This is a genomic window from Stutzerimonas sp. KH-1 (genome assembly GCF_054483855.1).
This window is the reverse complement of the sequence record NZ_CM137011.1, coordinates 1,405,753-1,420,196: the sequence shown is the minus strand read 5'-3', so window position 1 is coordinate 1,420,196 and position 14,444 is coordinate 1,405,753. Positions and strand designations below refer to the sequence as shown.

General features: G+C 60.8%; 14 protein-coding genes. 6 read left to right on the top strand and 8 right to left on the bottom strand.

Annotation, left to right across the window (positions count from 1 at the left end; all coding sequences use genetic code 11):
• Window positions 1-61: 61 nt before the first annotated feature.
• From pqqC to exaC, 5 genes are all read right to left on the bottom strand, one after another.
• Complete coding sequence (gene pqqC, locus ACX1DW_RS06850) at window positions 62-814, bottom strand: pyrroloquinoline-quinone synthase PqqC (RefSeq protein ID WP_017245082.1); 753 nt, start codon at window positions 812-814, stop codon at window positions 62-64.
• 76 nt (window positions 815-890) lie between these two features.
• Window positions 891-1,802: a pyrroloquinoline quinone biosynthesis protein PqqB gene (gene pqqB / locus ACX1DW_RS06845; RefSeq protein ID WP_200593898.1), complete on the bottom strand. Its 912-nt coding sequence runs from the start codon at window positions 1,800-1,802 to the stop codon at window positions 891-893.
• Window positions 1,803-1,849: 47 nt separating this feature from the next.
• Window positions 1,850-1,921: a pyrroloquinoline quinone precursor peptide PqqA gene (pqqA, locus tag ACX1DW_RS06840; RefSeq protein WP_003284930.1), complete on the bottom strand. Its 72-nt coding sequence runs from the start codon at window positions 1,919-1,921 to the stop codon at window positions 1,850-1,852.
• Between the two features lie 177 nt (window positions 1,922-2,098).
• The gene (locus ACX1DW_RS06835; RefSeq protein WP_458993070.1) at window positions 2,099-3,217 is read right to left on the bottom strand and encodes an oxidoreductase; all 1,119 of its coding nucleotides are present in this window, start codon (window positions 3,215-3,217) and stop codon (window positions 2,099-2,101) included.
• 243 nt (window positions 3,218-3,460) lie between these two features.
• Window positions 3,461-4,981, bottom strand: coding sequence for an acetaldehyde dehydrogenase ExaC (gene exaC / locus ACX1DW_RS06830; RefSeq protein ID WP_125868884.1), 1,521 nt, complete (start codon window positions 4,979-4,981; stop codon window positions 3,461-3,463).
• 395 nt (window positions 4,982-5,376) lie between these two features.
• Between exaC and pqqA (ACX1DW_RS06825) the strand changes: the two genes are divergently transcribed.
• The 6 genes from pqqA (ACX1DW_RS06825) (at window position 5,377) to ACX1DW_RS06800 (ending at window position 9,435) form a co-directional block, all read left to right on the top strand.
• A complete protein-coding gene (pqqA, locus tag ACX1DW_RS06825) occupies window positions 5,377-5,466 on the top strand; it encodes a pyrroloquinoline quinone precursor peptide PqqA (protein WP_194291615.1) in 90 nt (29 codons plus the stop codon).
• A gap of 56 nt (window positions 5,467-5,522) precedes the next feature.
• Complete coding sequence (gene pqqD, locus ACX1DW_RS06820; RefSeq protein WP_208218446.1) at window positions 5,523-5,813, top strand: pyrroloquinoline quinone biosynthesis peptide chaperone PqqD; 291 nt, start codon at window positions 5,523-5,525, stop codon at window positions 5,811-5,813.
• Entirely contained in the window at window positions 5,782-6,927 is a 1,146-nt protein-coding gene (pqqE, locus tag ACX1DW_RS06815) for a pyrroloquinoline quinone biosynthesis protein PqqE (RefSeq protein WP_458993069.1), read from the top strand. Before pqqD ends, pqqE begins: the two co-directional genes overlap by 32 nt.
• A gap of 85 nt (window positions 6,928-7,012) precedes the next feature.
• Window positions 7,013-7,516: a urate hydroxylase PuuD gene (locus tag ACX1DW_RS06810; RefSeq protein WP_063543006.1), complete on the top strand. Its 504-nt coding sequence runs from the start codon at window positions 7,013-7,015 to the stop codon at window positions 7,514-7,516.
• Window positions 7,497-8,597 carry a 3-phosphoserine/phosphohydroxythreonine transaminase gene (gene serC / locus ACX1DW_RS06805; protein WP_458993068.1) on the top strand — a complete coding sequence of 367 codons (1,101 nt, stop codon included), beginning with the start codon at window positions 7,497-7,499 and terminating at the stop codon, window positions 8,595-8,597. The genes ACX1DW_RS06810 and serC overlap by 20 nt, the downstream gene beginning before the upstream one ends.
• A complete protein-coding gene (locus tag ACX1DW_RS06800; protein WP_458993067.1) occupies window positions 8,590-9,435 on the top strand; it encodes a beta/alpha barrel domain-containing protein in 846 nt (281 codons plus the stop codon). Before serC ends, ACX1DW_RS06800 begins: the two co-directional genes overlap by 8 nt.
• 57 nt (window positions 9,436-9,492) lie before the next feature.
• On the opposite strand, the gene ACX1DW_RS06795 is transcribed toward ACX1DW_RS06800, so the two are convergent.
• The 3 genes from ACX1DW_RS06795 to lon all read right to left on the bottom strand — a co-directional run bounded on the left by ACX1DW_RS06795 (window position 9,493) and on the right by lon (window position 14,351).
• Window positions 9,493-11,349: a SurA N-terminal domain-containing protein gene (locus tag ACX1DW_RS06795; RefSeq protein ID WP_458993066.1), complete on the bottom strand. Its 1,857-nt coding sequence runs from the start codon at window positions 11,347-11,349 to the stop codon at window positions 9,493-9,495.
• A 202-nt stretch (window positions 11,350-11,551) separates the two neighbouring features.
• Window positions 11,552-11,824, bottom strand: a complete 273-nt coding sequence (hupB, locus tag ACX1DW_RS06790) for a nucleoid-associated protein HU-beta (protein ID WP_003282502.1) — start codon at window positions 11,822-11,824, stop codon at window positions 11,552-11,554.
• 130 nt (window positions 11,825-11,954) lie between these two features.
• Window positions 11,955-14,351, bottom strand: a complete 2,397-nt coding sequence (gene lon, locus ACX1DW_RS06785; RefSeq protein WP_133457129.1) for an endopeptidase La — start codon at window positions 14,349-14,351, stop codon at window positions 11,955-11,957.
• Window positions 14,352-14,444 lie beyond the last annotated feature (93 nt).

Here is a 14,444-nt window from a genome sequence, read left to right as displayed (position 1 = left end):
GGCGTGCAGGCGTCGATCTGGCCCCCGGCGGTGATGGGCCGCAGCCCACCCTACCAGGCGCTTAGATGCTGATGCCCTTGTGCCAGACGCGCTCGCAGGTGACGGTATGATACGGCGGGCGATCCAGCTCATAGGCCATGCTCATGGCGTCGAGCATGCTCCACAGCACATCGAGTTTGAACTGCAGAATGTTCAGCATGCGCTCCTGGGCCTCGCGGGTGCGATAGTGATCCAGGGTGATGCGCAGGCCGTGCTCGACATCGCGGCGTGCTTCCTTCAGGCGCTTGCGAAAGTAGTCGTAGCCCGAGGCGTCGATCCAGGGATAGTGCTGCGGCCAGCTGTCCAGGCGCGACTGGTGAATGGTTGGGGCAAAGAGTTCGGTCAGCGAGCTACTGGCGGCCTCCTGCCAGCTTGCGCGGCGGGCGAAGTTGACGTAGGCGTCGACGGCGAAGCGTACACCAGGCAGCACCAGTTCCTGCGACAGCACCTGCTCGCGATCGAGCCCGACAGCTTCGGCCAGTCGCAGCCAGGCTTCGATGCCACCCTCCTCGCCCGGCGCGCCATCGTGGTCGATGATGCGCTGAATCCACTCGCGGCGGGTGTCGCGGTCCGGACAGTTGGCCATGATCGCCGCATCCTTCACCGGAATGCAGACTTGGTAGTAGAAACGGTTGGCGACCCAGCCCTGAATCTGCTCGCGTGTCGCCTGCCCGGCATACATGGCCCGGTGAAACGGGTGATGAATATGGTAGTACTCGCCCTTGGCGCGCAGCGCCTGTTCGAATTCCGCGGGGCTCATGGCTGGCAGGTTCATGGCAGTGTCTTTCCTTTTCTTATCGTTCCGCTGTTCGGGTTTTGCTGCAGCGCGCGACTGAAGCCGCGATGAGCTGCTATAGCTCGATGTTCATGCCATCGAAGGACACTTCGATTCCATGCTCGCCGAGGATTTCGCGTTCGACGGAGTCTTCATCGAGGATCGGATTGGTGTTGTTGATGTGGATGAGGATCTTGCGCACCGCGGGCATGCCATCGAGCACTTCGATCATGCCGCCGGGGCCACTCTGCTGCAGGTGCCCCATTTCGCTGCCGAGCTTGGTGCCGACCTCACGCACAAGCATTTCGTCATCGCGCCACAGGGTGCCGTCGACCAGCAGGCAGTCGGCCTGGCGCATGGTTTCCAGCAGTTCGTCGCTGACCTTGCCCAGGCCCGGCGCATAGAACAGCGTGCCACCGGTTTTACGATCCTCGATCAGCAGGCCGATGTTGTCGCCGGGATGCGGGTCATTGCGGTGCGGCGAATATGGCGGCGCGGAACTGCGCAGCGGAATCGGCGTGATGTGCAGGCTGGGGCAACAGGGAATCGTGAAACTGCCGGTCAGGGCGATGGGATTCCATTTCAAGCCGCCGTTCCAGTGTTCGAGCATGTTGAACAGCGGGAACCCGGTGGTCAGATCCTGATGCACCATCTCGGTGCACCAGACCTCGTGCGGGCAACCTTCACGCAGGGTCAGCAGGCCGGTGGTGTGATCGATCTGGCTGTCCAGCAGAACGATCGCACCGATGGCGGTATCGCGTGGCGCACGGGCCGGCTGCAGCGTCGGGAATGACTCCAGCTGAGCGCGGATGTCCGGCGATGCATTGCACAGAATCCAGTCGACACCGTTATCGCTGATGGCGATAGACGACTGGGTACGCGCCTTGGCGTTGAGTGTGCCGGCGCGCAGGCCCGCACAGTTGGCGCAGTTGCAGTTCCACTGCGGAAAACCTCCACCCGCGGCGGAACCGAGAATTCGGATGAACATGGACAGCCCCCAAAAGCAAAGCCCCGGCCGGAGCCGGGGCTGATCGATCAACGATTTGCGAAGTACATGGTGACTTCGAAACCAATACGCATGTCGGTGAAGGCGGGTTTAGTCCACATAGGTCGGTCCTCTTTTTATGGTGCCGGAAGATTCCGACAGCCCAATTAAGCCCCCTGTTCTGCGTTCAGCAGAATGGTACTTTGGAAGGAGACAGCGCCGTGCCTTGGTAGTGCCCGACGGACGGCACAGATCTGTTACCAGGTTTCAGTCCAGCTGACGCCTCATTGGCCGGCATGTCAACTCGTACGCAGCGCTGGCCGATCATGGGCATTGCGCCATGCCAGCTCGTTGGTGATGGTGGCCATCGGCACGAACATCGAGCCGTCGAAATCGCTCAGCTCGATGCCTTGCTGAATGCGTAGCGGCCAATCGTTGTTGGCCAGCGCGGCCTTGCCAACCGCCACCAGATCCATCTCGCCGCGACCGAGCAAGGCCTCGGCCTGCTCGCCGGTGACGATGCCACCGTTGCCGATCACCGGGATCGCGACGCTGCCCTTGGCGATGGCAGCAAGGCTCGGGCCTTCGACAAAGGCCGGGGCGGCGGCGTCGGGTTCAGTGATATGCAGATAATCGAGTCCCGCGTCAGCAAGGGTGCTGAAGCGCTCTCGGGCCAGCTGCTCACCGCCCTCCCATTTCAGTCGGCCGTCACAGACCATGCTCTGCGACAACCGCATCCCTACCACGAACTCGTCGCCCACCGCGGCTCGCACGGCCGCGATCACCGCCAGTGGCATGCGCAGGCGTTCGAGAAAATCACCGCCCCACTGATCGCTGCGCTGGTTGAACTCGGCACTCATGAATTCGTGCAGCAGATAGCCGTTGGCACCGTGCAGTTCGATGCCGTCGAAGCCTGCGTCCCGAGCATGCCGGGCAGCCAGCGCGAAACCGGCGATGGCATGCTGGATGTCGTCCTCGCTCATCTCGGCCGGCGTGGCGTAGGGACCTTCGCCGCCGTAGAACGTCAGCTGCGCTCCGCTCGGCTGTATCGGCGACGGCGCCACATGGCGGGCGTGATGGATGTTGCCCTGGGTCTGGGCACCGCCATGCATGAGCTGCGCGATGAACGTCGCGCCGGCTTCGTGAACCGCTTGCACGACAGGTTTCCAGCTGTCCCGGTGCACCTCGGTGGCAAGCCCAGGCTGGTTGAAATAGCCCTGGCTATAAGCGGTATCGGTGTAGATCCCCTCGCTGACGAGCATGCCGAAGCCGCCTTTGGCGAAGGACGCGTAGTAGTCGCGCATCAGTTCGTTGGCAGCTCCCTCGGGCTCGGCGCTGACCCGCGTCATGGGTGCGACGACGGCTCTATTGCGTAAGCGCAGGTGCTTCAGCGAGCAGGGCTCGAGCAGTTGCGGCATGGGTGACCTCCTCTACTTCCGATATTGGCCTATGCAGATGTGAGGCGCTTCGGCTAGGGGGAGTTCGATAGTCGCGATGGCTGGTCGAATCCGGAGCATAAAAAAACGCGGCCGAAGCCGCGTTTGCGATAGGAACCTTGCGTTCGATCCGAGGGGGTAACTACAGAATCGGCGCGGATCCCTGCACATGACGTGCGTAGCAAAGTAAACCGGCGCGCTGGAGCATACGCGCCGGGGCCCTCATCAGAAGAATCCGAGCGGATTGATGTCGTAGCTGACCAGCAGGTTCTTGGTCTGCTGGTAGTGGTCGAGCATCATCTTGTGGGTTTCGCGGCCGACGCCGGACTTCTTGTAGCCACCGAACGCGGCATGCGCCGGGTACAGGTGGTAGCAGTTGGTCCAGACGCGACCGGCCTTGATGCCACGACCCATGCGGTAGGCGCGGTTGATGTCGCGGGTCCAGACGCCGGCACCCAGGCCGAACTCGGTGTCGTTGGCGATTGCCAGGGCTTCGGCTTCGTCCTTGAAGGTCGCCACGCCAACCACCGGCCCGAAGATCTCTTCCTGGAACACACGCATCTTGTTGTGACCCTTGATCAGGGTCGGCTGCACGTAATAACCGGAGGCCAGGCCACCTTCGAGCTTCTCGGCAGCACCGCCGGTGAGGATCTGCGCGCCTTCCTGCTGAGCGATCTCCATGTAGGAGAGGATCTTGTCGAACTGTTGCTCGGAAGCCTGGGCGCCGACCATGGTGTCGGTATCCAGCGGGTTGCCACGCTTGATCGCCTTGATCTTCTTCATCACCACTTCCATGAAGGGCTCGAAGATCGATTCCTGAATCAGTGCGCGCGACGGGCAGGTGCAGACCTCACCCTGGTTGAAGAAGGCCAACACCAGGCCTTCGGCAGCCTTTTCGATGAATGCAGGCTCAGCATTCATGATGTCTTCGAAGAAGATGTTCGGGCTCTTACCACCCAGCTCCACGGTGCTCGGAATGATGTTCTCGGCGGCGCAGCGCATGATGTGCGAACCAACCGGGGTCGAGCCGGTGAAGGCGATCTTGGCGATGCGGGTGCTGGTAGCCAGTGCCTGGCCTGCCTCCTTGCCGAAGCCCTGAACGATGTTCAGCACGCCCGGTGGCAGCAGGTCGCCGATCACTTCGATGAATACCATGATCGAGAGCGGGGTCTGCTCGGCCGGCTTGAGCACGATGCAGTTGCCAGCGGCCAGGGCCGGAGCCAGCTTCCAAGCGGCCATCAGCAGCGGGAAGTTCCACGGAATGATCTGACCAACCACGCCCAGCGGCTCATGGAAATGGTAGGCCGCGGTGGTGTCGTTGATCTCTGCAGCGCTGCCTTCCTGAGCGCGGATGCAGCCCGCGAAGTAACGGAAGTGATCTGCAGCCAGCGGTACGTCGGCGTTCAGGGTTTCACGAACGGCTTTGCCGTTGTCCCAGGTTTCGGCGACTGCGAGCTTTTCCAGATTCGCCTCGATGCGGTCGGCGATCTTCAGCAGGATGTTGGCGCGATCCTGGACAGAGGTGCGTCCCCAGGCATCGGCAGCGGCGTGAGCAGCATCGAGAGCCCTCTCGATATCCTCGGCACCCGAACGCGGGAATTCGGCGATCACTTCACCATTGACCGGCGAGGTGTTGACGAAGTATTCGCCTTTGACCGGCGGCACGAATTCACCACCAATGTAATTGCCGTAGCGCGGCTTGAAGGAAACTACGGCGCCAGGGGTACCGGGCTGGGCATAGATCATGATGGGCCTCTCTTTGTTCTGCTTGTCGGAGCCTGCGCCGGAAGGTGCACAGGACATGGACCGATCTTAGGCAGTGGGGTCTTCGCTCCGGTATGCCCCCATGGCAGCGGAGGGCTCCTCATTTGGTAGTAGATGGCAAGGCGCAGAGGCGGAGCTGATGGCGGTATGCGATTGAATCGAGCAAGCCTGAACGGGAGAAAAAGCCGAGCAGAATAGGCCCGGAATCGCACCCTAAAAATGACCCTGAACAAGGGCGCCGAGCTAAAGCGCAAATTCTCCTGCAACGCAAGAAAAGCACGACCAAAAGGCGGCAAAACCAACCCCAAAGTCTTATTAGCCGACCCGCCAAAGCGCCTTAGCTTCGAGGTGCGACATCGCTTTTCCTGACCACAACGATGAGGAGATACGCCATGCAGTGGATCAATCCGGACTTCTGCGACCTGCGCCTGGGCTTCGAAGTCACCGCGTACGTCTACGTGCGCTGAAGTCACGACCGGCGTGATGGCTCAAGCCATTGCGCCGGTCGAGCGAGGAGATCGACATGACAACAACCATATCGTCGGCCAGCTGCTACACGATCCGCCCGCCTTTCCTCTTTCGCTGGGAGGAGTCGCAGCAGGCCCATGTGCTGCTCTATCCCGAAGGCATCGTCAAGCTCAATGCAACGGGTGGGGAGATCCTGAAACGTTGCGACGGCAAGACCAGCGTCAGCGAACTGATCGAGCAGCTGCGTACGGCCTACGACGCATCCGATATCGACACTATCCGCAACGGCGTCCTGAATTTCCTGGAGGTGTCCCATGCCAAAGGCTGGATCAGAGCTAAGGCTTGACGGCAGCGGCAACCCGGTCTGGCTACTACTGGAGCTGACCTATCAATGCCCGCTGCAGTGCGTGTTCTGCAGCAACCCGCGCAACTTCGCCGACTACCGCCAGGACGAGCTGAGCACGGCGGAATGGATCGACGTGATGGCCCAGGCGCGCGCCATGGGTGCCATGCAGATCGGCTTCTCCGGCGGCGAACCGACCTTGCGCAAGGACCTCGAGACGCTGGTCGCCGAGGCCGACCGAATGGGCTACTACACCAACCTGATCACCTCCGGGATAGGGCTGACCGAGGCGCGCCTGCGCGCCCTGAAGGATGCCGGGCTGCGCCACATCCAGCTCGGTTTTCAGTCCACCGACCGTGACGTGGCGCGTCAGCTGGCCGGCGTCGATGCCTGGGAGCGCAAGCTCGGCATGGCGCGACTGATCAAGTCGATGGACTTTCCCATGGTCCTCAACGTACCGATCACCCGGCAGAACATCGGCCAGGTACCGGAAATCATCGACTTCGCGGTCGATCTGGGCATCGAATACCTGGAGTTGGCCAACGTCCAGTACTACAACTGGGCCCTGCTCAACCGCGACGCGTTGATGCCGACCCGTGAGGAGCTGCTTCGCGCCGAAGCACAGGTAAGAAGTGCAAGAGAATCCTACGGCGATCAGCTGACCATATTCTTCGTCATCCCTGACTACTTCGAGGGACGTCCAAAAGCGTGCATGAATGGCTGGGGCGCGATACATGTCACCATCGCACCCAACGGCAACGTGCTGCCGTGCTCTCAGGCCAGCAACTTCAAGGACCTGACCTTCCCCAATGTGCGCGAACACCGGCTGGAGCAGATCTGGCACAACTCACCAGTATTCAACCTCTACCGTGGCGACGCCTGGATGCCGGAACCCTGTCGCAGCTGTGACGAGAAGGAAAAGGACTTTGGCGGCTGCCGCTGCCAGGCATTGCTGCTGACCGGCAACGGCGCCAACACCGATCCGGCCTGCAATAAATCCCCGCATCATCATCTGATTCGACAGGCCGTAGACCTCGCGCAAGACGCCGCGCGCCCGCAAGGCACGCTGATCGCCCGACAGGCCAGCCAGGGAGTCGATTATGAAGCTGCCTCATGATTCCTTTGCCGGGACCATAAGCGCCGGGCTTTCACTGACCCTCGGTTGCTATTTGCTGCTGCGTTACTGGCTGGTGGGCTGAGCCATGCAACTGCCTGTTATCGACGTGCTGGCACGCTATGCCCACCTGCTGTTCGCCCTGGTCTGGATTGGTCATAACTACGCCAACTTCATCCAGAACCCCCGCTTCGTACCGCTGCAGAACGGCATCGACACCGCCACGCTGAATCGCGATCTGGAAGTGCGAATGAAGCGAGAGCACGGCATTTTCCGCTATGCGTCTGTGGTGGTGTGGCTGTCCGGGATGGCCATGCTCTGGCAACGCGGCTGGCTTGCCGATGCATTGCTGCTGCAAGGGCCGCTTGCCGTGATCGGTCTTGGCGCCTGGATCGGCACGTTGATGCTGCTCAACCTCTGGCTGGTGCTGTGGCCGCATCAGAAGAAGCTGCTGGGCTTCGTTCCGGCAACGCTCGAGGAGCGCGTGCGCTGCTCACGTATCACCTTTCTCTCGTCACGCAGCAATACCATCCTGTCTTTCCCGTTGCTGTTCCTGATGGCGGCTGGTGGCCATGGCCTGCATCTCTTCTGAGCGACTGGAGCGCTACAACTTCGCCGCAGGGCCGGCGATGCTTCCGGCCGAGGTGTTGACGCAGATCCGCGAGGAGCTGCCGAGTTGGGGCGACACCGGCTTTTCGATACTCGAGCAGCCCTTTACCGGGTCGCTCTTCAAGCGACTCATGGCAGAAGTGGAGGATGATCTGCGTGGGCTGCTGCGGATTCCCAACGGTTATCACGTACTGTTTCTGCAGGGCGGAGCCAGTGCGCAGTTCGGCCTGCTGCCGCTCAACCTGTTGCAGCCTGGGCAGCACGCCGCCTACGTGGAGAGCGGGCACTGGGCCGGCAAGGCAATCCGTGAAGCCCGTCGCCACGCCGAGGTGAGCGTCATCGCCAGCGGTGCGGATCAGGCCTTTACCGCCATCCCGGCGTTTGATCAATGGAGGCTCGACGCTGGAGCCGGGTACTGCCACATCACCAGTAACGAGACCGGCAACGGACTGCAGATGCAGGAGTTCCCCCGCCTAGCCGTGCCACTGGTGGCCGATATGACCTCCGATTTCCTGACCCGCCCGATTCCAGTCGAACGCTTCGGGCTGATCTATGCCAGCGCACAAAAGAATCTGGGCGTGTCCGGCTTATGCGTCGTCATCGTGCGCGACGATCTGCTGCGCGTGCCGCCCCCGGGGCTTCCCAGCGTTTTCAGCTACGCCATGCAGACAGAGCATCTGAGTCGCCTGAACACACCTCCGACGTTCGCCCTTTATGTGACCGGCTTGATGCTGCGCTGGATCAGGCATAACGGCGGGCTTGAGGCGATGGCGGCAGCGGCACGAGTCCGAAGCCGGTTGCTGTATGAATACATAGATGGCAGCCGCCTCTTCAAATGCTTGCAGCGTCGCCAGGATCGCTCGGCGATCAACGTCTGTTTCCAGCTTGCTGATACGGCGCTTGTCGATACCTTCCTGCAGGACGCAGCGCAGAACGGTCTCGCCAATCTGGCTGGACATCCCGCCGTCGGCGGTGTACGGGCTAGCCTTTATAACGCCATGCCAGTGGCAGGGGTCCGGCGGCTGGTTTCGTTCATGACAGCATTCGAGCGGCAGCATGGATAGCGACATGCGCTGGGCAATGCTCGGCCGCAGGGCACTGCAGCGTCTTGCGCTAGGCATCACCAGCGCTGCCTGCAGCGTTACCCGGGGCGACCTCACACAGCCAGTCGCGGCAATGGGACTGAGCTTCCGCTCTCCTCTTGGGATCGCTGCCGGTTTTGATCGAAACGGACGTCTGGCAGGGCGCGTCGCCACCCTGGGTTTCGGCTTCACCGAGATCGGCAGCCTGACGGCAGCGCAAACCAATGACCTCGGCGACATTCCGCAAGGCCCTGCGCTACTAGGGATCAACCTGACACTGGATGCGAGAAACTCATCGGCCGAATGCCGTGGCCAGCTGCGGAATGCGTGGCGGCAGGCCGACTACCTGATGCTCAATCTGATTGGCCCAGCAAGCGCACCGCTGCTGCATCAACCCGCACGGCTGCGGGGGCTGCTCGTTGCGCTGCGCGAGGAACAGCAAGTGCTGAATCATTCAGCCGGCCGCCACGTACCACTGGCGGTGAAACTGCGTTGTCTGCCCGGACAGATTCCATTCTCTTTGACGGGCTTGCTGTTGGAGCTGAGCTATGACGGCGTACTGGCGGCTCATGATCCGGGGCCGCCAGCCACACGACAGCGCTACGACGCCTGGCGCAATGAGCATCAACAGGCGCTTGCCTGCGAACAGATCGAACAGCTGCATCGATTCTGCGGCAACGACATAACGCTGATGTCGGTTGGTGGAATCCAGTCCGCAGAGCACCTGGCGGCGCGCCTGCAGGCGGGTGCCCGTCTTGTTCAGATTCACGCTGCGCTTTTGCGTCAGGGCCCCTGGGTAGCGCGGCGCCTTCTGCGTTGAGGTCAGAAAAGAAAACGCCCCGAATGGTTCGGGGCGTTGTCGTATCGGCTCAAGCTGTCAGAAACGTTCGATTTCCGCTTGGGCCTGTAGCTTCTGGCGGAACGCAGCGAAATCCTGCTGTCCCATCCGGGAGGCGAGGAAACGCCGGAAATTCAGCTTCTCCTCGTCGGACAACGAGGCTTCAGGCTCGTTGACGCCATTGAGCCGCACCACGGCATAGTCGCCATTGCTCAAGGCGACACCTGCGTAACTCGGTTTGCCCTGCTCTGCCGGGCGAGGCATGCGGAACACCTGCTGCAGCAGTGCCGGTGCAACGCCCTCCTGGTTCCGGCCAGCCGCCTCGATCGTCTGCCATTGGCCATCAGTCTGCTTGCCATCGCGCAGATCGGCCAGCAGCCGCTCGCCCTTCTCGCGGGCGCGCTCGGCAGCCAGACTCTGCTGCAGCTGCCCGACGATATCGTCACGTACATCGGCAAGCGGAATGGCTGCAGGCTGCAGATGTTTTTTCACACGCAGAGCGATGGATGTATCAGGGTCAAGTTCGATGACGCTACTGTTGGCCCCATCGACCAGCACTTCGTCGCTGAATGCAGCCTGGACAACCTGGCGATTGGCAGCGATGCCTTGTCCACCGTCACGCCCGAACGGCTCGGTGGTCTGCACCATCAAACCGAGTTCCTGCGCAGGCTGAGCAAGATCGGATGCTTCGAACGCAGAGTCTTCCAGTTGCTTGCTGACTTCGACGAAACGTTGTTCGACCTGCTGCGCCTTGAGCTCGCGAACCAGCTCGGGCCGCATGCTCTCGAGGGAAGGCACTTCCGGCGACTGAACACCGAGCAGCTTGATAATGTGCCAGCCGAATTCGGACCGGACCGGCGCCGACACTTCCCCTTCCTTCAGCGCGTAAAGCGCTTCTTCGAACGCTGGGTCGTATACGCCAGGTCCTGCAAACCCCAAATCGCCACCTTCTTTGGCGGAACCTGGGTCCTGCGAAACCTCCTTGGCGACGGCGGCGAAATCTTCCCCACCCTTCACACGCGCAGCAATCTCGTCGATCTTGGCCTTGGCCTCGTCATCGCCCGACTCTGCACCGGTTTCGATGAGGATATGCGCGGCGCGGCGCTGCTCCGCCAGGTTGGCGATCTGCTTCTGGTAGAGCGCCTGCAGCTCCTCATCAGACACCTCGACCTGGTCGAAGAACGACTCCTTCTTCAACTCGACGTATTCGACGATGACCTGCTCGGGGGTACGGAACCGATCGGCGTTGGCCTCGTAGTACTCGCTGATCTGCTCGTCGCTGACCTCTATCGTGTCACTGCGAGCCGGGACGGTGAGCGTGTCGAAATCCCGCGTCTGCATCTCCAACCGCGCGAAGTTCTCGACCTGTTGATCGGTTACAAAACCGGTGCCGGAGATGCCGGCACGCAGCTGACCGATGAGCATTTCCTGCTCAAGAAGCTGACGGAACTGAACACGGGAATAACCCATTTGCTGCAGGACCTGGTCGAAACGCGCAGCGTTGAAGACCCCGTCCACCTGAAACTCGGGTGTCTGCAGGATCAATTGGTCGAGCGCCTCACGGGAAAAAGCGAAGTCGGCGCTCTTGGCGCTCTGCAAGAGCAGCATCCGGTCAATCAACGAGCCGAGCGCTGCGTTGCGCAGCAGGCGCTCGTCGAGCATGGAGGGGTCGAAGTCGCTACCCAGCTGCTGAGCCAGCTGGCGCCGCTGCATATTCATCGCCTGATCTAGGTCGTAGCGGGAGATTTCTTCGCCATTGACTTCGGCTGCAGTCTGGCTGTTGCTCGCGGCATTGAAGATGGCGTCGAAACCAGTGAGCGCCAGCAGCACCACGATGATGCCGATGATGGTCTTGGCTATCCAGCCTTGAGAATTGTCCCTGATGTTCTGAAGCATGCGACCCCCAGGAGTCTGCGGCGCGATGGGTGCGCAACGCGGGTGGAAACCGGATAAAAGAAAGGCGCATCCAGGGATGCGCCTTCTCGGAGCTTATGGAGCGGTTGGGCTTATTCCCCCAAGCCGGATCGGGCAGCCCCTGCCCGCCCTGCAACCGCCCCAAGCCAGAGCAGCGCATGCTGACTGGCTGGGTGAAAAACGCTTAGTTGACGGCGTCTTTCAGAGCTTTGCCAGCCTTGAAGCCAGGGATCTTGGCAGCGGCGATGTTGATCGGCTTACCGGTCTGCGGATTGCGACCAGTGCGAGCAGCGCGCTCCTTGACAGCGAAAGTACCGAAACCAACCAGTACCACGGAGTCACCTGCCTTCAGGGCGCCGGTGACGGATTCGATCACTGCATCCAGCGCGCGGCCAGCAACAGCTTTTGGGATATCAGCAGATGCAGCGATGGCATCGATCAGTTCCGACTTGTTCACTCTAAGTCCCCTTATTTCTGTTGAGTCGTATCTTTAATTTTCGGGTGTAAGCAAAGCGGTGCTAGATGGCAATGACACAAGAGGCCGATTAAACAAGGGCACCTGAAATGTGTCAACGTGGCCATCCAGACTAATGCGTGCTGATTCGCTCCTTGGAATCAGGCTCGCGCTTGTCATCCTTTGCAACAATCTCGGGAGCCGCATCGGACAAGGGCTCCGGCGCGTATTGCAGCGCAATTTGCAGGACCTCGTCAATCCACTTCACCGGTTTAATCTGCAGGTCCTGCTTAATATTTTCAGGAATCTCTTTCAGATCACGCTGATTCTCTTCCGGGATGATGACTGTCTTGATCCCGCCGCGATGCGCTGCGAGAAGTTTCTCCTTGAGCCCACCAATGGCGAGTACCTGTCCACGCAATGTAATCTCACCGGTCATTGCGACATCTGCGCGCACCGGGATTTGCGTAAGAGCCGATACGAGCGCTGTGCACATACCAATACCGGCACTGGGGCCATCCTTGGGAGTTGCACCTTCCGGGACGTGAATGTGGATATCCTGCTTCTCGTGGAAATCTGCTGCGATACCCAGACTGGCCGAGCGACTGCGAACGACCGTCAACGCAGCTGTGATCGACTCGCCCATCACTTCGCCGAGCGAGCCTGTCTTGGTCAACCGCCCCTTGCCCGGAACCACAGCGGCCTCGATCGTCAGGAGCTCACCGCCAACTTGCGTCCAGGCCAGGCCTGTCACCTGGCCGATCTGATCCTGCTGCTCAGCCAGACCGTAGCGGAACTTGCGCACACCCAGGAAATGCTCGAGAGAATCGGCGTCCACGACCACATGGAAGCGTTTCTCGGCCGCATGCTCCTTAACCACCTTGCGGCACACCTTGGCCAGCTGGCGCTCAAGACTGCGGACACCGGCCTCGCGGGTGTAGTAGCGGATGATGTCCCTGATAGCGCCTTCCTGGAACTCCAGCTCACCCTTCTTCAGACCATTGGCCTCGATCTGTTTGGGTGCCAGATAACGTGTGGCGATGTTGACCTTCTCGTCCTCGGTATAGCCCGGCAGGCGGATGACTTCCATGCGATCGAGCAACGGTGCCGGTATGTTCATCGAGTTAGCGGTGCAGAGGAACATAACGTCCGAGAGGTCATAGTCGACCTCCAGATAATGATCGTTGAAGTTATGGTTCTGCTCCGGATCCAGCACCTCGAGCAGCGCCGAAGCCGGATCACCGCGCATGTCGCTGCCCATCTTGTCGATTTCGTCGAGTAGGAACAGCGGGTTACGTACGCCAACCTTGGTCATCTTCTGGATCAGGCGCCCAGGCATGGAACCGATGTAAGTACGACGGTGACCACGGATTTCCGCTTCGTCCCGCACGCCGCCCAATGCCATGCGCACGAACTTGCGATTGGTCGAACGCGCGATCGACTCAGCCAGGGAGGTCTTACCGACCCCGGGAGGGCCAACCAGGCAGAGCACAGGCCCCTTTAATTTCTTGACGCGCTTCTGCACGGCGAGATATTCGAGGATGCGGTCCTTGACCTCTTCCAAGCCATAATGATCGGCGTCGAGCACTTCCTCAGCCTTGGCAAGATCCAGCCGCACCTTGCTCGCGGCCTTCCACGGCACATTCACCAGCCAGTCGATATAGGTACGAACCACCGTCGCCTCTGCAGACATCGGCGACATCTGCTTGAGCTTGTTGAGTTCGGCCAGGGCCTTGGTATAGGCGTCCTTGCTAAGGCCAGCGTTCTCGATGCGCTTCTTCAGATCATCGACTTCGTTATGGCCCTCATCGATGTCACCGAGTTCTTTCTGAATGGCCTTCATTTGCTCGTTCAGGTAGTACTCGCGCTGGCTGCGCTCCATCTGCTTCTTGACGCGACCACGAATGCGCTTCTCCACCTGCAGCAGATCAATTTCCGCATCCAGCAGCGCCAGCACATGCTCGACCCGCGCCGGCAGGTCGGTAATCTCGAGAATTTGCTGCTTCTGTTCGATCTTCAGCGCCATGTGCGCCGCCATGGTATCCACCAAGCGGGCAGGCTCGTCGATGCTGCTCAATGAGGACAGAACTTCTGCCGGAACCTTCTTGCCAAGCTGGACGTATTGCTCGAACTGGCTGAGCAGGCTACGGGTGAAGACCTCGGATTCGCGGGCCTCGACTTCGGCCTCTTCGATCAGCGAGACCTCCGCGCGGCAATGATTGTCCACGTCGGCGAAGCGCTCGATGGCGCCGCGCTGCTCCCCCTCGACCAGTACCTTGACGGTCCCGTCCGGCAGCTTCAGCAGTTGCAATACGGTGGCGACCGTACCAACGCGATACAACGCGTCCTCGGCCGGATCGTCGTCCGCCGGATTCTTCTGCGCAACCAGCAGGATCTGCTTGTCGCCGGACATGGCGGACTCGAGGGCTTCGATGGATTTCTCACGGCCAACGAATAGCGGGATCACCATGTGCGGATAGACCACCACGTCTCGCAGCGGCAAAAGGGGCAATTCGATGGTTGTCTTCATAAATTCAGCTCTACGACGGCCATACGGCGGTAAACGGACGGGCTGTGCCCTTTAACCAAAGATGAGGGCGCGCCCCGCAAAAAACAAGGCAGC